At 66.7% G+C, this 16295-nt stretch carries 17 protein-coding genes; 3 read left to right on the plus strand and 14 right to left on the minus strand.

The features are described 5' to 3' along the window. Positions 1 to 53: 53 nt before the first annotated feature. Positions 54 to 1652, plus strand: coding sequence for an ABC transporter substrate-binding protein (locus Q9R47_RS21145; RefSeq protein ID WP_311235089.1), 1599 nt, complete (start codon positions 54 to 56; stop codon positions 1650 to 1652). A gap of 3 nt (positions 1653 to 1655) precedes the next feature. On the opposite strand, the gene fahA is transcribed toward Q9R47_RS21145, so the two are convergent. After that, on the minus strand, positions 1656 to 2930 hold the full coding sequence (gene fahA / locus Q9R47_RS21150) for a fumarylacetoacetase (protein WP_311235090.1): 1275 nt from the start codon (positions 2928 to 2930) through the stop codon (positions 1656 to 1658). A gap of 44 nt (positions 2931 to 2974) precedes the next feature. After that, on the minus strand, positions 2975 to 3976 hold the full coding sequence (locus Q9R47_RS21155; protein WP_311235091.1) for a tripartite tricarboxylate transporter substrate binding protein: 1002 nt from the start codon (positions 3974 to 3976) through the stop codon (positions 2975 to 2977). Positions 3977 to 4109: 133 nt separating this feature from the next. Between Q9R47_RS21155 and Q9R47_RS21160 the strand changes: the two genes are divergently transcribed. Next, positions 4110 to 4889: an IclR family transcriptional regulator C-terminal domain-containing protein gene (locus tag Q9R47_RS21160; protein WP_311235092.1), complete on the plus strand. Its 780-nt coding sequence runs from the start codon at positions 4110 to 4112 to the stop codon at positions 4887 to 4889. 387 nt (positions 4890 to 5276) lie between these two features. Here Q9R47_RS21160 and Q9R47_RS21165 read toward each other — a convergent pair whose 3' ends face one another. The 12 genes from Q9R47_RS21165 to Q9R47_RS21215 all read right to left on the minus strand — a co-directional run bounded on the left by Q9R47_RS21165 (position 5277) and on the right by Q9R47_RS21215 (position 14603). Continuing rightward, positions 5277 to 5663, minus strand: coding sequence for a thioredoxin (locus Q9R47_RS21165; RefSeq protein ID WP_311235093.1), 387 nt, complete (start codon positions 5661 to 5663; stop codon positions 5277 to 5279). A gap of 46 nt (positions 5664 to 5709) precedes the next feature. Then, complete coding sequence (locus tag Q9R47_RS21170; RefSeq protein WP_311235094.1) at positions 5710 to 7074, minus strand: hypothetical protein; 1365 nt, start codon at positions 7072 to 7074, stop codon at positions 5710 to 5712. Next, positions 7056 to 8009 carry a hypothetical protein gene (locus Q9R47_RS21175; RefSeq protein WP_311235095.1) on the minus strand — a complete coding sequence of 318 codons (954 nt, stop codon included), beginning with the start codon at positions 8007 to 8009 and terminating at the stop codon, positions 7056 to 7058. The genes Q9R47_RS21170 and Q9R47_RS21175 overlap by 19 nt, the downstream gene beginning before the upstream one ends. Before the next feature lie 151 nt (positions 8010 to 8160). Then, positions 8161 to 9120 carry a hypothetical protein gene (locus Q9R47_RS21180; RefSeq protein ID WP_311235096.1) on the minus strand — a complete coding sequence of 320 codons (960 nt, stop codon included), beginning with the start codon at positions 9118 to 9120 and terminating at the stop codon, positions 8161 to 8163. Between the two features lie 22 nt (positions 9121 to 9142). Then, on the minus strand, positions 9143 to 10102 hold the full coding sequence (locus tag Q9R47_RS21185; RefSeq protein WP_311235097.1) for a hypothetical protein: 960 nt from the start codon (positions 10100 to 10102) through the stop codon (positions 9143 to 9145). 13 nt (positions 10103 to 10115) lie between these two features. Further along, positions 10116 to 10505, minus strand: a complete 390-nt coding sequence (locus Q9R47_RS24350) for an HNH/endonuclease VII fold toxin-2 domain-containing protein (protein WP_404977192.1) — start codon at positions 10503 to 10505, stop codon at positions 10116 to 10118. Then, positions 10498 to 11382: a hypothetical protein gene (locus Q9R47_RS21190; protein ID WP_311235098.1), complete on the minus strand. Its 885-nt coding sequence runs from the start codon at positions 11380 to 11382 to the stop codon at positions 10498 to 10500. The genes Q9R47_RS24350 and Q9R47_RS21190 overlap by 8 nt, the downstream gene beginning before the upstream one ends. Before the next feature lie 8 nt (positions 11383 to 11390). Then, positions 11391 to 11783, minus strand: a complete 393-nt coding sequence (locus Q9R47_RS21195; RefSeq protein ID WP_026434176.1) for a DUF4150 domain-containing protein — start codon at positions 11781 to 11783, stop codon at positions 11391 to 11393. 16 nt (positions 11784 to 11799) lie between these two features. After that, positions 11800 to 12384 carry a hypothetical protein gene (locus tag Q9R47_RS21200; protein ID WP_311235099.1) on the minus strand — a complete coding sequence of 195 codons (585 nt, stop codon included), beginning with the start codon at positions 12382 to 12384 and terminating at the stop codon, positions 11800 to 11802. A gap of 91 nt (positions 12385 to 12475) precedes the next feature. After that, entirely contained in the window at positions 12476 to 13096 is a 621-nt protein-coding gene (locus Q9R47_RS21205; protein ID WP_311235100.1) for a glutathione S-transferase family protein, read from the minus strand. After that, positions 13093 to 14091 carry a 2-dehydropantoate 2-reductase gene (locus tag Q9R47_RS21210; protein WP_311235101.1) on the minus strand — a complete coding sequence of 333 codons (999 nt, stop codon included), beginning with the start codon at positions 14089 to 14091 and terminating at the stop codon, positions 13093 to 13095. The genes Q9R47_RS21205 and Q9R47_RS21210 overlap by 4 nt, the downstream gene beginning before the upstream one ends. A gap of 134 nt (positions 14092 to 14225) precedes the next feature. Beyond that, positions 14226 to 14603 carry a hypothetical protein gene (locus Q9R47_RS21215; RefSeq protein WP_311235102.1) on the minus strand — a complete coding sequence of 126 codons (378 nt, stop codon included), beginning with the start codon at positions 14601 to 14603 and terminating at the stop codon, positions 14226 to 14228. Positions 14604 to 14893: 290 nt separating this feature from the next. Here Q9R47_RS21215 and radA point away from each other — a divergent pair, with 290 nt between their 5' ends. Then, complete coding sequence (radA, locus tag Q9R47_RS21220; RefSeq protein WP_311235103.1) at positions 14894 to 16273, plus strand: DNA repair protein RadA; 1380 nt, start codon at positions 14894 to 14896, stop codon at positions 16271 to 16273. The last annotated feature ends 22 nt before the right edge of the window (positions 16274 to 16295 follow it).

Below are 16295 nucleotides of genomic sequence, written 5' to 3' on the forward strand. Positions count from 1 at the left end.
CGCCCGGCGGCTTCCGTCACCCGCAACCACGCATCCAGCAAGACGAACGCACCATGCGATTTTCCCGCACCCTCCTGGCCGCCTCTCTCGCGGCCGCCGCACTCACGGCGGCCCTGCCGCTGGCCGCGCAGGCCGCCACCTTCCGCTTCGCCCGTTCGGCCGACGTGACCACCTGGGACGTGCACGCCCACAACGTGGGCCCGAACAACGTGCTGCATTCGGCCGTGTACGAAACGCTGGTCGAATACAACAGCAAGACCTTCAAGCCCGAACCGCAGCTGGCCACCGCCTGGAAGCAGGTCAGCCCCACGCAGCTGCGCGTGACGCTGCGCCAGGGCGTGAGGTTCAGCGACGGCTCGCCGCTCACGGCCGAGGACGTGAAGTTCTCGCTGGAGCGCGCGAAGGCCAAGACCTCCAACTACGCGGTGTATGCGCAGGGCATCGACCGCGTTCAGGTGGTGGACGCGCAGACCATCGACATCTTCTCGGACGTGCCCAATCCGGTGCTGGTGAACCAGCTCACCGAACTGCGCATCCTGAGCAGGCCCTGGGCGGAGAAGCACAACGCGCTCACGCCCAAGGACATCAAGACCAGCGACGAACCCTTCACCCACCGCAACGCGCTGGGCACGGGGCCGTTCGTGCTCAAGTCGTGGTCGCCCGACCAGCGCACCGTGCTCGCGGCCAACCCGCAGTGGTGGGGCAAGGGCAAGTACGCCGGCAACGTGACGGACGTGGTCTACACCCCGATCAAGTCGGACGCGACGCGCACCGCGGCGCTGCTCTCCGGCGAGGTGGACTTCGTGCTCGATCCGAGCCCGCAGGACATCGCCCGCGTGCGCCAGACCAGCGGCTTCAAGGTGCTGGAAGGCCCGGAGAACCGCACGCTGTTCCTGGGCCTGGACCAGTTCCGCGAAGAGCTGCCCGGCTCGAACGTGAAGGGCAAGAACCCGCTCAAGGACGTGCGCGTGCGCCGCGCGCTCTACCAGGCGATCGACATCCAGACCATCCAGCGCGTGACGCTGCGCGGCCTCGCGCAGCCCACGGGCGCGCTGATCGCGCGGCAGGTGAACGGCTGGACGCAGAAGGCCGACGCGCGCTGGCCCTACGACACCGCCGCCGCGCAGAAGCTGCTGGCCGAGGCCGGCTATCCGCAGGGCTTCGAGGTCGATTTCGCCTGCAGCGCGGGCCGCTACACGAACGACGAGCAGCTCTGCCAGGCGATCACGGCGCAGTGGGCCAAGGTGGGCGTGCGCGCCAAGCTGCGCACCCAGCCCTTCGCCACGTACTTCCCGATGATCCAGCGCAACGAGGCCAGCATCTACCTGCTGGGCTGGGGCGTGCCGACCTTCGATGCGTTTTATTCGCTGCAGTCGCTGGTGCGCTCGCCCGGCGCGGGCGGCGACGGCAACTTCAACCTGGGCCGCTTCTCCGATCCGCAGCAGGACGCGCTGATCGAGCGCATCAAGAAGGAGACGGACCTGGCCACGCGCAACGGCCTCATCGAGCAGGCGCTGCTGAAGGACCATGAACTGATCTCGCACATCCCGCTCTACAACCAGATCATCCCCTGGGCCGCCACGCAGAAGGTGGAGCTGCCGCACCGCGCCGACAACCGCATCGACTGGCGCGTGCTCAAGGTGGCGAACTGACCGTCAGCCGATGACCGTGCCGCTGGCCTCGCCCAGTCCGATGCGCGCCGCGCCCGCGCGCTCGCACCAGCCGCGCAGCGTGACCGTGTCGCCGTCCTCCAGGAAGCTGCGCTCCTCGCCCGTGGGCAGGCGCACGGGCTGGCGGCCGGCCGCGGCCAGCTCCAGCAGCGAGCCGGCCTCCTGCGGGCCGGGGCCCGACAGCGTGCCCGAGCCGAGCAGGTCGCCGCTCTGCAGGTTGCAGCCGTTCACCGTGTGGTGCGCCACCAGTTGCGCGGGTGTCCAGTAGGCGGCGCGCGTGGTGTCGGTGCGCGAGAGCACCGCGGGCGGCAGGCCTTCGGCGCGCATGCGCTCCGTCTGCAGCAGCACTTCGAGCGTGATCGCGAAGGCGCCCGCGGCGCGGTGGGCGGGCGAATCCAGGTAGGGCAGCGGCTGCGGATCTTCTGGGGGCCGCGTGAAGGGCGCGCGGAACGGCGCGAGCGCCTCCAGCGTCACCACCCAGGGCGAGAGGGTGCTGGCGAAGTTCTTCGAGAGGAAGGGGCCCAGCGGCTGGTATTCCCAGCCCTGGATGTCGCGCGCGCTCCAGTCGTTGAAGAGCGCGACGCCGAAGAGGTGGTCCTCCGCCTCGCCGATGCCGATGGGCTCGCCCTGCGCGTTGCCCGCGCCGATGAACCAGCCCAGTTCCAGTTCGTAGTCCAGCCGGCGGCTGGGCGCCAGCACGGGCGCTGCCGCATCGGGCGCCTTGAGCTGGCCGCGCGGGCGCCGCACGTCCGCGCCGCCCATGCCGCCCACGCCGATGGAGGACGCGCGGCCGTGGTAGCCGATCGGCACCCACCGGTAGTTGGGCAGCAGCGGGTTATCGGGGCGGAACTGCCGGCCCACGTTCGTGGCGTGGTGCACGCTGGTGTAGAAGTCGGTGTAGTCGCCGATGCGGCAGGGCACCAGCATCTCGGCGCCCGCCTGGGGCACCAGGGCCTGCTGCCAGGCCGCCTGCTGCGCGCTGCCGGCGGCCAGGCCCTGCGAGAGGCGCGCGCGCAGCGCCCGGCGCGCCTGCGGTGCCTGCGCCATGAGCGCGTTCATGTCGTCGTGCGGCACGAGGCCGGCGGCGCGCAGGTCCAGGATCCGATCGCCGATCGCCACGCCGATGCGGGCGCTGCCGTCCTGCGCTCGGAAGCGGCCGAAAGGCAGGTTCTGGATGGGGAAGTCGCACTCCGCGGCGTTGGCGGAGGCGACCCAGCTGCGCAGGGCCGGGTCGTGGGTGGCGTCGGTGGTCGGTGCCATGGCGGGTTGGGGGGAGGTGGAAGGCGTGGCGTGGCAGGGCGGCGTCAGTCGGCGGTCATGCCGGCGGTGCGGGCCACCTGGCCCAGGCGCTCGTACTCGCGCTGCGTCAGGGCGCCGAACTCCGCGGCCGTGGAGCCGCGCGGCGTGAAGCCGGCGGCCAGCAGGCGGTCCCGGGCGGCGGGCTCCGCCAGGGCTTCCTGCAATGCCTTCTCCAGCCGCTGCACCACGGCGGCCGGCATGCCGGCGGGGCCGTAGACGCCGAACCAGGGCTCCACCGCGTAACCGGCGAGGCCGGCCTCGGCGAGCGTGGGCACGTCGGGCAGCGCGGGCGAGCGCTGCGAACCGGCCACGGCCAGCGCGCGCAGCTTGCCGGCCTGGATGTGCGGCAGCGAGGCCGGCAGGTTGTCGAACGCCACGGGCACCTGGCCCGCGATCAGGTCGGTGATGAGCGGCGCGCTGCCCTTGTAGGGCACGTGCGTCCATTCGGTCTTGCTCAGCTGCCCGAACAGCACGCCCGCGAGGTGCATGGAGGTGCCCGCGCCCGCGGTGGAGAACGGCAGGCCCGGATGCTTGCGGGCATAGTCGATCAGCTCGGCCACGTTCTTCACGGGCAGCGCGGGGCCGGCTTCCAGCACGATGGTCGAGTTACCCAGCATCCCGATGGGCGTGAAGTCCTTGCGCGGATCGAAAGGCATCTTCTTGTAGATGTGCGGGTTCAGCGCGTTGGTGGAGATCGCGCCCATGCCCACGGTGTAGCCGTCGGGCGCGGCCTTGGCGACCGCATCCATGCCGATGTTGCCGCCCGCGCCGCCGCGGTTGTCGATCACGACGGGCTGGCCCAGCGTCTGCGCCATGCGCGCGCCCACGGTGCGGGCCACGAGGTCGGTGGTGCCGCCGGCAGCGTAGGGCACGATGAAGCGGATCGGGCGGGAGGGGAATGCGTCCTGCGCGGCCAGGGGACCGGCGGCGGCGCCCAGCAGCAGGGCGGCAGCGGCGGTGCCGAGCAGCGAACGGCGCGGCAGTGCGGAGGAACGGGGGGCGTGCATGGAAGTCTCCTGGAGTCGTGGTGTTCGGTTCGACTGCGATTGTTGCGATCGCGGCGGCGCGCACCACCGGTTTTTCCACTGCGTGGACAATCGTGGGCCGGATTCCATTCCCGCGGCGGGTATCCTGCCCGCCATGACCACCCTGGTGCTCGACCGTGTGCTGCGCATCCTCGACCAGCTCTCGCGCTACGACGCGGGCGGGCTGACGCTGTCCGACATCGCCCGGCAATCGGGCATACCGCATCCCACGGTGCACCGGCTGCTGCGCGATCTGTCGGACGCGCGCCTCGTCACCGCGCTGCCTGGGGAAAAGGGCTACGTGCTGGGCCGCCGGGCGTTCGAAGTCGGCCTGGCCGCGCGCGCCCGGCACGACGTGGCGCCGCTCTTCGAGGCGCACCTGCGCCGGCTCACCGACGCCACGGGCTACGCGGCCTACCTGTTCGTGCGCAGCGGGCCCGAAGCGGTGTGCCACGACCACACCCACCGGCAGCGGCTGGACCCGCCGCTGTCCGTCACGGTCGGGGGGCGGCGGCCGCTCGGCGTGGGGGCCGCGGGCCTGGCGCTGCTGGCCGCGCAGGACGACGCCCGCGTGGACGAAGCGCTCGCGGCCCACGCCGGGGTGCTCGGGCGCTACGGCGGGCTCGACGTGCCCACGCTGCGCACGCTCATCGCGCAGACGCGCGCGCTCGGCTACGCGCGCAGCGGCGGCTGCCTCAACACCAACACTGCCGCCGTGGGCCACGCCGTGCGCGACGCGGGTGGCTGCGCCTTCGCGGCCGTGAGCCTGTCCACCACCGTGGCCCGCCTCACCCAGCGCGAGGCCGCGCGGCTGGCGTCGCTGCTGCGCGCCGAGATCGCGCAGATCGAGCCGCGGGTGCGCTTCGCGTGGAGCGACGAGGCGGTACTGCGGTGATGTCGCTGGATATACGGGCCATCGAGGCCACAGACAACAGTGTGGGCGATGCAGTGCGGTGCTAACCCTGCGCCTGTTTCGCCGTTGTCCAACCAAGTTTTGCGCAGTTCATAGGCCAGCTTCCGGGCTTGTTCCTCACCGTATGTGCGTACAGAAAACGAGCGCCGCTTCACGCGGCCGTCCTCGGCCTTTCGCCTTGTCGGGGGTGCCATGACGAACCACCGAAAACGTACGTTGAAAGGTCCGCCCCTGAAGGCGTATGGATACGACCCAACTGCGCAATTGCCCGTCGGCGTCGAGCCGAGATCCCAGGCCGTCGATTGTTTCTCGGATGCCTTGTGCACTCATCTGCTGGCGATTGGAACGATCGAGAACTTGTGCCCCTGTTCAAGCGCTATGCGTGCCTGCCCAGTCCGGGCGGCCGAGAATGCGCCAGAGATCGGGCACTTCTGCAGAGTCTTCCAGAACAGGCACTGCGCCTGATGCCCCAGGCCCCCAAATGCGTTGCGCCTCTAGGCGACCGTTCTCGTACACCAGCTCAAGGGGCAGCGTCTCAGGGATCCAGGCTCCGAGCAACCCCGCATGCTCTTCGATATCCATCCACACATGGGTTTCATGGGGCGGTGCCATGCACGCCCGTGCATCGAAGGCCGGCAGCGCCTGACGGCATTTCTCGCACCACCCGGCCGCGCCCACCAGCACGATCAGCTTCGCGCCCGGCAGGGTTAGGCGCTCGGCAATGCGTGCTGCGTCGTCCCAGGGGTCGAGTCGCATGGGGAAATGCTCCTTCGTCGTTCGCACCATTTCGCATCGGCCACGTTCAGCCGAGTGCGGAATCCATCCACTGCCACTGGCGCAATGCAGGGGCGCGGGGCGAGAACGGCTGCGCCGTATCCGTGGGCAGATCCAGGTGCCTCGCCGCGACCCAACGCAACGCCTGGGGCCCGTTGCGCAGCACGCCCCGTGCATGCTCGCCTTCCAGCGGCTTGCCCATGAGATGCGGCACATGGGCAGGCAAGCGAATGCCCGCCGCTGCGATCCGTGCTGCATCGGGCTCGGGCAGGCCCGCGTCCCTGGCGTCCACGGCGGTGTCGCTGCCATCGTCCTTTTTCGGGGGATGCACCCAGCCCTGGCCCTGCAGGCCCACGCCCGTCACCATGCTCCACACCCAGCCGGCAAAGCGCGCCACTGCCGGATCGGCCATCCGCTGCTCCACCCAGGGCAGATAACAGGCGTCGGCATGGTGGAGCACGAACCACAACGCCAGCCGGGGTGGCAGCATTTCCAGCAGCCGCGCTACCCCAGGATGGCCCAGCGGAGCGGACATGGCCAGTTCCCTCACCCAGCGCGTGAGCCGGTGTTCGGCGCGGTGGCGGAGCCAGCCCGACAGCGTGGGCAGTGACTGCGCCAGCGCATGGCAGGCCAGCCAAAGCGCTTCCACGGCGCGCATGCGGCCCTCTGGATGCGGTAGTGCTCCTGCTCCCGCGGCACGCGCGGAAGCTCCCAAGATCCCGATCGCGGCCTCTGCACGCACCGCTGCCTCGGAATCCTGCAGCATCGCGGGGAGCAACCCCGCATCCCACACCCCGGCGAACCGGCACGCCGCGGCGCGCAGGTGGGCATCCGGTGCCGCCAGGGCACCGGGCAGCAGGGCCGCGAAGCGTTGGCACTCCGCATCCTCCAAATCGCGCAGCGCCAAGGCCTTCCAGCACGCGACCTGCAAAGGGACTGGCACACCCGTGGCGTGCATCAGCCAGTGCCGCAGCCACACCAGCGCGGGCGCAGGGTCCGCATGCCACGCCAGGGCGGAGACCAGGCCACGCAGCGTGCGCTCGGGCCGCACGCCTGCGATGGCCCACACGCTCGCCAGTCGATCGCCACAGGCCGGGGAATCGAGCGCGAGCAAGGTGGCGACGAACATCTCGGGCGCGCCGTTCCAGCGCTTCAGTTCGCCGAGCGCCGCGGCCCAGCCCGCGTCGCCCGCTACCCGCAATCCGTCCAGGTGGGCATCCAGCAGCCGGCCATATTCCAGGAGCTGCGGCAAGCCCACCAGCGGCGCGCCCAGGGAGGCATCGTGCTGCTGCCAATAGAACGCCGCATCACCGGCATGCCGGGCAACCAGCGCAGGGATGACGGGTGCTGGCGTCGGGCGCGCCACCGGGACCATTACAGAATGCGCTGCCATGTGCTTCCGTCGTACACCGTGGCGCCGTACATGCCGGCCAGCAGCATGACGCCATCGCCTACCGACAGGTTGCCCGAGCAGGAAGTCACCTCGGGCGGCACGTCTGCCTCCTTGAGCCTGCCGTTCTCGATCATCCATAGGCCATTGTCCGACGTGCACCATACCTTGCCGTCGAACCAGACCATGTCCTTGAAGGCCAATGTCATCTCGTCGCGGTGGATGATTTCCCACGAATCCTCCCGGCCACGCATGACGGAACCGCTCTGCATGCCGATGTACACGTAGCCGTCGCCTGCGCAACAGACGCTCTCGAAGTACATGTTCGTGGGTACCACGCATTGATACCAACGTTTACCGTCATAGCGCCATGCATCGCCCTTGCCACCAACGCAATAGATATCAGTCTCGCTAAAGCCATCAATGGCGTCGAACCCGCCATCGTTGCTTGCTCTAACCTTCGGAGGCAGGGGCAACGTGCTGCGGTCTCCGACAATAGATTGCCATTCACTTGGGCCGATTCGCTTTGCGGCGGACCGCCAAGGACCGACCACATACATATAACCCTCTATTTTTGCCCAGTTGAAACAGGAGAATGCCGTTTCTTTGGAGATATTTTCCTCCATTCCATCGTCGCCCCCCCCCCCCAAGACGGCAACTGCATTGGGACCGCCAAAAAGCACCGCTTGATTCTTTGGAATTTCGCTCACGCCGAGCCGTGGACGACGGAATCCCTCGTAATCCGTCCAGCTCAAACGCTCTCTTTCTTCATCGCATGGAAAGTAGTTCAGGAGCCGCCTATCGCCTGATGCCGAATCTTCGATGTTTTGCAGAAGGAGAAACGAAAGAGAATTCTTATCACGGACGGCACAGTCATAAATGAAGAATCCTTCAAATGCTTCCGAGCGCTCCTCATCTGTGAGAGTGAATATATCCATGCGATTGAAGCTCCTTGAGATTTTCTCTTTTCTGCTGTTTTTTCGGGGTCCGTGAATTTTCCTGATTCACTCATTGAAGTCAGTCGCGCTCATGCCGAGCAAGCAACGCAGGAGCCACTGACGTTGGCGCTGAACATATCACCATGGAACATCAGATAATCCGCCGCCATTCGTGCCCGTCATACACGGTGGCCCCATACATGCCGGCCAGCAGCATCACGCCATCGCCCACGGACAAATTGCCAGAGCAGGCTTTCACCTCGGGCGGGACGTCCGCTTCCTTGAGCTTGCCGTTCTCGATCACCCACAGGCCGTAGTCTGAGGTGCACCACACCTTGCCATCGAACCAGACCATATCCTTGAAGGGCAGGGTCATCTCATCGCGGTGGATGATTTCCCATGAATCTTCTCGACCACGCATGACGGAACCGCTCTGCATGCCGATATAGACGTAACCGTCGCCCGCGCAGCAGACGCTTCGGAAATACATGTTGGTGGGAACGACGCATTGGTACCAGCGCTGACCGTCGTAACGCCACGCATCGCCCTTGCCGCCCACACAGTAGATGTCGGATGCACTGAAACCAGCGATTGCGTGAAAGCCGCCATCACTCGAAGCACCCACTGATGTGGGCTTCGGCAAAGAGCTTCTATCTCCCACCAAGCTTTCCCACTTCCCCTCGTCTACTCTCTTGCAGACGCTCCGTCTCGGGCCCACGGCGTAGATGGTGCCATCTATAGTCGCCAAATTGCAACATGCGCGAAGCACTTCGGTTTCTGGTGGCCCGCCGTTTGGAATGGGGTCTTCGGTGTCGCGCTTGCCTCCACCTATGACAGCCACATCGCAGGACATGGAAACCATGACCGCCTGATTCTTGGGCTGGGAAGATGCGGCAATTTTCGGGAGATCGAAGCCGCTATAGGTGTCCCAAGCCAGCCTTTCTTCAATGGGGCGATTGATGAAAATATTCATCAGCCTTTGATCTCCGCTGGCGGCATCACCGACGGACTCCAATAACAAAAAAGAAAAACAATCACAACTCCTGATTGCGCAGTCATAAACGAAGAATCCGGCCAAAACCTCATCTATGTCATTTCCAGAGGCGGTCATCACCTGCATCCTAGGGTAGCCATCAAATAATTCGCTGCCAGTTGCGTCCGTCGTGCACCGTTGCCCCGTACATGCCGGCCAGCAGCATCACGCCATCGCCCACCGACAAGTTGCCCGAGCAGGCTTTCACCTCGGGCGGGACATCCGCTTCCTTGAGCTTGCCATCCTCGATTACCCACAGTCCATAGTCCGACGTGCACCACACCTTGCCGTCGAACCAGACCATATCCTTGAAGGGCAGAGTCATCTCATCGCGATGAATGATTTCCCAAGAGTCGTCCCGACCACGCATCACAGACCCGCTCTGCATACCAATATATACAAAATCATCGCCAGCGCAGCAGACACTATGAAAGTACATGTTTGTAGGCACTGCGCACTGATACCAGCGGCTCCCATCAAACCGCCATGCATCGCCCTGGCCACCAATGCAGTATATATCTCCAGAATTAAAGCCGGCAATTGCATCAAAGCCACCAGCATTGGATGCCCCACGTCTGGGAGGTTTAGGCAATGTACTCCTGTCGCCAATTAAACTCCCCCAGAGGTTGGGTCCTATTCGTTTGCAAGCTGTTCGCCATGGACCGACTGCATAAACAATACCATCTATGCACGCAACATTGAAACATGCACGCAGCACCTCATTCTCGGGTTCGCCGCCGCTGGGAATAGGCTTTTCCATACCCCTCTCACCACCCCCCAAAACTGCCACGTCGCAATCAAGGGAAATTATCATTGATTGATTCTTTGGCAGAACTGAGGATATTATTTTTGGTCCGTCAAATCCACGATATGTATCCCAGGAAATCCGCTCTCCAACGGGCTCTTTAAAAAATAAATTGACAATTCTTTTTTGCCCATGGGCCGCATCATCAATATTCTCAAGCATCAAAAAAGATATGCAATCCGCTGATCTGACGGAGCAGTCATATATATTAAACCCATGCATTGCCTCGGCAATGTCCCGATTTTTTATTTCCATGAGATATTCGATATTATCGAGCTACACCACTGTTCGATCCAGAGCTATTGCTAGGGCCGGAAGACCCACCTCCGCCTTGTCCAGTCTTATCAACTCCGGGGTGACTTTTTGGAACGCAATTTAATCGATCGTAAAATGCATGAAGTTGCGCTTTCAAGCACCGCTCATCGCAACCAGACTCTGGGAACGCCATCCTAACAGAACTTACTCCGGCATTTATTGCAGATTCTTTTGTTATCTCAGCGCCTTTAGGAATTTTGCTTCCACTTGGATATTCAAAATTGCTGAGTTCAACCATCAATGCGTTATGGGCCATGCCATGGGAGCCATGCGTGTTATTCGTCCCTTCTACACAAACAGTGGGGGCTTCACTAGGCTCATAACCAGGACACCCTTCAAACATCGCACTGGGCAACACATGGTGACCAGATTGCCCCGGACAGCACCCCTTTCCATCTCGCCCGGACAAGGGATTCAGCGTCTCCTTGTAAGGCACCAGCGCACAACGACGCGCCCGAATACACGGGTTCAACTTCGCGGTCGCGGTCATCATGTCGGTGACCATCTTCTGCTTGTTGTAGCTGCCGTCCGGGTTCATGTAATTGTCCAGTTGACCCTGGATGTCTGCGATCTGCGCCTTCGCGTCCTTGATCTTGGCGGCCGCCTGCTCGACTTCGCGCTTCAGTTCCGGAAACTCCTCCGCAGCCTTGATCGCATCGTCGGCGCCATCCAGCGGTCATGAGAATGTTGACAGCTACCCCCGTCCAGGGTCCGCCCAGGAACGACCCTGCCCGCACCAGACCTTGCTTGACCGCCATCTTCGCCAGCTTGGCCTTGACCGCGCTCTCGAGCTTTTCCTTGGCCTTGGCCTCCACAGCCTCCAGTGCCTTCATGCCCAGCTCATCCGCCATCTGCGCAGGGATGTTCTCCAGCTCCTTGAACATCTCGTCCGGGCTGCTGGGCTTGATCATCAGGAACTCGCAATGGTCGTTGATCCATTGCGCATCCGGATTGGCGGCCTTGCCGCTGTGGGTGGGCAGCTTGAGCTTGCCCAGCGGGCCCGGTGCCGACTTCTGGCGGCTGTCCTTTTCCGTCGGGGTTTCGGGCGCGCATTTCTTCTCGATCGCGCCGACGTCCTTGGCGCAGTTGCCCTTGGCGGCGGCCGTGTCGATGTAGACATGCCGTCGCGTGTTCGGCGCGCCCTTCTGGCTGGCGGCGGGGCGGCTGCCGTGGCTGGAACTGCTGCCGCTCCTGCCGCCCGGTTTGGTGCGGGGTGCCATGGAGTGCGTCAGGTCTTGTGGTTGTGGGTCGTGGGATCGGTGTGGCGACAAACGTTCAGGCCTTCCACCTTCACGTCGGGCGACCAATCCACGAAATAGCAGCGCCCCTGGATGACTTCGGTCACCACGCCCTTGCGGAACTTCGTGGTGGCGGGCTCGTCGCCCGTGCTGGTCGCGAGGTACGACACATCCTTTTTGCAGATGGGCGTGCCGCACACGAACACCGTGGTGCTGCCGTTGGCCAGGTCCCGGGCGAAGGCGGTGTTCGGGTAGGGCAGCGGAATGCCGATCTTCGGCGGCTTGGGCGGGCTGTGGCAGACGTCCGGGAAGCACGCCGCTGCCTTGCCGTCTGCGGCCTGCGAGCAGAACTCGTCGTCGTTCGCGTACACGTGGGTTTCCATGCTTGCTTCTCGAAGGTCAGGAATGCGCGGGTGGCTGATAACGCACGACGACGGCCGCGCGCAGCCCCTCGTCGTTGGCCAGATGCAGTACGCCGCAGTGACCGGGGCCGTCCGCGCGCGGCAGGAGGTGGTGCAGCCAGGCCAGCATGAGCGGGCCGGTCGCCGCGCCGACCTCGCCCGTGCAGTCGGCGGTGGTGAGCACCATGGGGGTCGTGCCGCCATCGACGGCCACGCGCGTGAAGGCGTTGGTGGCATCGCTGGCGAAGAAGCCTTCGCCGTTCTGGTCGCTGAGCCGGAACGCCAGGTCGTTGCAGTCGATGCCGGCTTGCCCGAAGGCCGTGCGCAGGGCCTGCGTCAACCCGCGCGAGCGGCTGGGCACGCTGCCGTCGGGGCGGCCTTCTTCCATCCCCTGGCCCCAGCCGGCAATGTGCAGGCCCGGCGTCTCGGGCGCAGCCAGATCGAGCAGCACGGCGGCTGCGGCTTCGCCGGGGATGAAGCCGTCCCGGTTGCCGGGCACCAGCAGGCGGTCCTGCGACAGGTAGTGGTTGATGACCTCGGAGTGCAGGTAGCTGTCGAAGCCGACCACCATCGCATGGCGCACCGCACCTTCGCGCAGCAGCTTGTCGGCGTAGGTCAGCGGAAAGGCTATCAGCAGCTAATTTGTTTGCAAATGTTTTTAAAATGGCGCCAATTCAATTCATCAGGGCTTGCTGCACCGCGGGCCGCGCCGCCACGCGCTGCGAATGCGCATGCACCTTCGGGAAGCGCGCGATGTCCACGCCGTCGCTGGCCAGCCAGCCGGCCACGGTGAACAGGTAGCCGTCGGCCACCGTGTACTGGCCGCCCATCGCCCAGGGGCCGTCGCCGAGGTAGTGGTGCTCGATCAGGTCGAAGCATTCGGCCATGTTCTCCGGCACCTTGCGCTGCATCGCGGCGATGGCTTCGGGCGCGTCGGCCCAGCGGCTCGCGCGCGGGCGGTGCGCATGGGCGACGTGCACGGTGGAGGCCAGGTAGCTGTGGAACTCCTGCATGCGCGCGAAGCCGTAGGCATCCTCCGGCGCGAGGCGTGCCCGCGGGAACCGCTGCGCGACGTAGGCGAGCAGGGCGGGCGTCTCGGTCAGCACGCCGGCCCCGGTGGCCAGCGCCGGCACGCGGCCCTTGGGGTTGACCGCGAGGTAGTCCGGGCTGCGCTGCCCGCCGGCCGAGAAATCGACGCGCACCAGGCGGTGCTCCGCGCCGGCTTCGTGCAGGGCGATGCGCACGGCCTGTGCGCAGGTGCCGGGGGCGTAGTAGAGGGTGAGTTCAGGGGTCATGGTCGTTGGGGGTCGTCTTCGTAGAGGTGGCGGGTGGATGCGAACAGGCGCACGAGGCCCAGCAGCGCATCGGTATGGGGCGAGGGCACGCCGGTGATGCGCGCGAGTTCGTGCACGGCGCCGATGAGGGCGTCGATCTCCAGCGGCTTGCCGGCCTCCACGTCCTGCAGCATCGAGGTCTTGAAGGCGCCGAGCCTGCGCGTCACCGCGTGCCGGTCCTCGGGTTGCTGGTCGATGGGCAGGCCCAGGCGTTCGCCGATGGCCTTGGCCTCGCGCATCACGTCGGAGACGAACGCGCGCACGAGGTCGTCGTCCAGGATGCGGTCCGTCGTCGCGCCGGTGAGCGCGCTGATGGGGTTGATCGTCATGTTGCCCCACAGCTTGAACCAGATGTCCTGCTGGATGCGCATCGACTGCTCCACCTCGATGCCGCCCCGGGCGATGAGCGCCGAGAGCGTCTCCAGCCGCGGGCTGGCGCCGCCGCCGGCCTCGCCGAGGATGAGCCGGTTGCCGAAGTGCTGGCGCACGACGCCGGGGCCCGCGAGCGAGCAGCTGGCATGCACCACGCCGCCGACCACGCGCGATGCGGGAATGGCGCGCGCCAACACGCCGCCCGGGTCCACCGCCGCCAGCTCGCGCCCGTGCGCCGGGCCGCTGCAGCCTTCCAGGAACCACCAGGGCACGCCGTTCATGGCCGTGAGCACGGTGGTGCCGGGAGCCAGCAACGGCGCGATGCGCGCGGCCACGTCGGGCAGCGCGGGGGCCTTCACGGCCAGGACGACGGCGTCCTGCGGGCCGAGCGCCGCGGGGTCGTCGTGCGCCGCCACCGCGGCATGTTCCTGCGTGCCGTCCGGCCGGATGCAGCGCAGGCCCTGCACGCGTAGCGCGTCCAGGGTGGCGCCGCGTGCCACGAAGGAAACCCTGGCACCGGCGCGTGCCAGTGCCATGCCCAGCCAGCCGCCGATGGCGCCGGCACCATAGATCGCGATCCGCATCGTTCTCGCCCCTCCAGGAGGTTGTCATGCCCGGCACCCGGGCGTGAGAAAGCCCCGCAGGCCGCAAAGCGCGCGGGGCCGGAGAGGCTATTGTGCTGCGGATGGCGGGGCCATCCGCGAAAGCTGCCTGCCGGTCAGCGGGCGGCGCTGGCAGCGTCCGATGCCGCGGAAGCCGGGGGCACGGCGCCTGCGGTCGAGCCGCCGAACACGGCACCGCCGGACGGCGGCGTGGTGGCGGAGGTGGAACCCGTGGCGCCGTCCGTCGTGCCGGTGCCCATGCCGCTGCCGCCGGTGCTGCCCGAGCCCATGCTGCCCGTGTCGGATGCGGGCGGCATCGGTGCCGGCGCGGTCGTCGGGGCCGGCGTGCTGGCCGGGGTGTTGTTCACGTTGCTTTCCTTGTTGCGGTCGCACGCGGACAGGGCCAGCACCGAGGCGAGCGCGATCGGGGCGGCGACCAGCCAGCGGCGCGACGTGCGCGAGGGCGAGGCGGAAGAGGCGGTGTTCTCGGTCATGGATTCGTTCTCCGTTCAGGGAAGGCGGCGCGATGCCACCGGGACACCTATCCTAGGAAGCGGCTGCGCCGCGCCGAGTAGGATAGGGTTGACGACGCATTTGCTTACGGTTTGCCGGCCGTGCTGGCACCCGCCGTCCCCGGGCCGCGCGTGAAAATCGCCCGGCCGCCCCCAGATGCGAAGGTGCGTGCGGGCCCGGCGCCGCCCCCTGGCCTGCGCACGGCCCGTGCGGTCCGCTCCGTCCTCGTCCTCCTCTCCCCCGCTTTCCTTCTCCCGGATTCCCCCTTCCCATGGCCAAAGACAAGACCGTTTTCACCTGTACCGAATGCGGGGGCACCAGCCCGCGCTGGCTCGGCAAGTGCCCCGCCTGCGGCGCCTGGAACACGCTGGTGGAATCGGCGCCCGAGGCCGGGCCGGGCAAGAACCGCCTGAGCGCGCCGGCCTATGCGGGCCTGGCGCAGGCGCAGGCGGTGACGCCGCTGTCCGCCATCGAGGCGTCCGACGTGGCGCGCACGCCCAGCGGCATCGACGAGCTGGACCGCGTGCTGGGCGGCGGCATCGTGGAAGGCGGCGTGGTGCTCATCGGCGGCGACCCCGGCATCGGCAAATCCACGCTGCTGCTGCAGGCGCTGGACGCGCTGCAGCGCCTGGGCCTGCCCACGCTCTACGTGACGGGCGAGGAAAGCGGCGCGCAGGTGGCGCTGCGCTCGCGCCGGCTGGGGCTGGACCACAGCCAGGTGAACGTGCTGGCGGAGATCCAGCTGGAGAAGATCCTCGCCACCGTCGAGGCGACGCAGCCGGCCGTGGCGGTGATCGACTCGATCCAGACCGTGTATTCCGACCAGCTGACCAGCGCGCCCGGCTCGGTGGCCCAGGTGCGCGAATGCGCGGCCCACCTCACGCGGGCGGCCAAGACCTCGGGCGTGTCCATCATCCTCGTGGGCCACGTGACCAAGGAAGGGGCGCTGGCCGGACCGCGCGTGCTGGAGCACATGGTGGACACGGTGCTGTACTTCGAAGGCGACACCCACAGCCAGTTCCGGCTGGTGCGCGCCATCAAGAACCGCTTCGGCGCCGTGAACGAGATCGGCGTGTTCGCCATGACCGAGAAGGGCCTGAAGGGCGTGACCAACCCGAGCGCGATCTTTTTGAGCCAGCACAGCGAGCCCGTGCCCGGCAGCTGCGTGCTGGTCACCCTGGAAGGCACGCGGCCGATGCTGGTGGAGATCCAGGCGCTGGTGGACGAGGGCGGCCCCAGCCCGCGCCGCCTGTCGGTGGGCCTGGACCGCGACCGCCTGGCCATGCTGCTGGCCGTGCTGCACCGCCACGCGGGCGTGGCCTGCATGGACCAGGACGTGTTCGTCAACGCCGTGGGCGGCGTGCGCATCAGCGAACCCGCGGCCGACCTGGCGGTGATGCTGTCCATCACCAGCAGCCTGCGCGGCAAGCCGCTGCCCAAGGGCTTCCTGGCCTTCGGCGAGGTCGGCTTGGCGGGAGAGGTGCGCCCTGCGCCGCGCGGCCAGGAACGGCTGAAGGAGGCCGCCAAGCTCGGCTTCACCATGGCCGTGGTGCCCAAGGCCAATGCGCCCAAGAAGCCCATCGAGGGGCTGACGATCCACGCGGTGGAGAGGGTGGAGGAGGCCATGGAAGTGGTCCGCGGCATGGGTTGAATTCCTCCCCTTGAGTCGCCGG

Source organism: Acidovorax sp. PRC11, from assembly GCF_031844105.1.
Lineage (GTDB): Bacteria > Pseudomonadota > Gammaproteobacteria > Burkholderiales > Burkholderiaceae_C > Paracidovorax.

What these genes read in the sequence shown, in the direction of transcription:
- Q9R47_RS21145 (WP_311235089.1), top strand. Translation starts at nt 54, where the DNA reads ATGCGATTTTCCCGCACCCTCCTGGCCGCCTCTCTCGCGGCCGCCGCA.
- fahA (WP_311235090.1), bottom strand. Translation starts at nt 2,930, where the DNA reads ATGGCACCGACCACCGACGCCACCCACGACCCGGCCCTGCGCAGCTGG.
- Q9R47_RS21155 (WP_311235091.1), bottom strand. Translation starts at nt 3,976, where the DNA reads ATGCACGCCCCCCGTTCCTCCGCACTGCCGCGCCGTTCGCTGCTCGGC.
- Q9R47_RS21160 (WP_311235092.1), top strand. Translation starts at nt 4,110, where the DNA reads ATGACCACCCTGGTGCTCGACCGTGTGCTGCGCATCCTCGACCAGCTC.
- Q9R47_RS21165 (WP_311235093.1), bottom strand. Translation starts at nt 5,663, where the DNA reads ATGCGACTCGACCCCTGGGACGACGCAGCACGCATTGCCGAGCGCCTA.
- Q9R47_RS21170 (WP_311235094.1), bottom strand. Translation starts at nt 7,074, where the DNA reads ATGGCAGCGCATTCTGTAATGGTCCCGGTGGCGCGCCCGACGCCAGCA.
- Q9R47_RS21175 (WP_311235095.1), bottom strand. Translation starts at nt 8,009, where the DNA reads ATGGATATATTCACTCTCACAGATGAGGAGCGCTCGGAAGCATTTGAA.
- Q9R47_RS21180 (WP_311235096.1), bottom strand. Translation starts at nt 9,120, where the DNA reads ATGACCGCCTCTGGAAATGACATAGATGAGGTTTTGGCCGGATTCTTC.
- Q9R47_RS21185 (WP_311235097.1), bottom strand. Translation starts at nt 10,102, where the DNA reads ATGGAAATAAAAAATCGGGACATTGCCGAGGCAATGCATGGGTTTAAT.
- Q9R47_RS24350 (WP_404977192.1), bottom strand. Translation starts at nt 10,505, where the DNA reads ATGTTTGAAGGGTGTCCTGGTTATGAGCCTAGTGAAGCCCCCACTGTT.
- Q9R47_RS21190 (WP_311235098.1), bottom strand. Translation starts at nt 11,382, where the DNA reads ATGGCACCCCGCACCAAACCGGGCGGCAGGAGCGGCAGCAGTTCCAGC.
- Q9R47_RS21195 (WP_026434176.1), bottom strand. Translation starts at nt 11,783, where the DNA reads ATGGAAACCCACGTGTACGCGAACGACGACGAGTTCTGCTCGCAGGCC.
- Q9R47_RS21205 (WP_311235100.1), bottom strand. Translation starts at nt 13,096, where the DNA reads ATGACCCCTGAACTCACCCTCTACTACGCCCCCGGCACCTGCGCACAG.
- Q9R47_RS21210 (WP_311235101.1), bottom strand. Translation starts at nt 14,091, where the DNA reads ATGCGGATCGCGATCTATGGTGCCGGCGCCATCGGCGGCTGGCTGGGC.
- Q9R47_RS21215 (WP_311235102.1), bottom strand. Translation starts at nt 14,603, where the DNA reads ATGACCGAGAACACCGCCTCTTCCGCCTCGCCCTCGCGCACGTCGCGC.
- radA (WP_311235103.1), top strand. Translation starts at nt 14,894, where the DNA reads ATGGCCAAAGACAAGACCGTTTTCACCTGTACCGAATGCGGGGGCACC.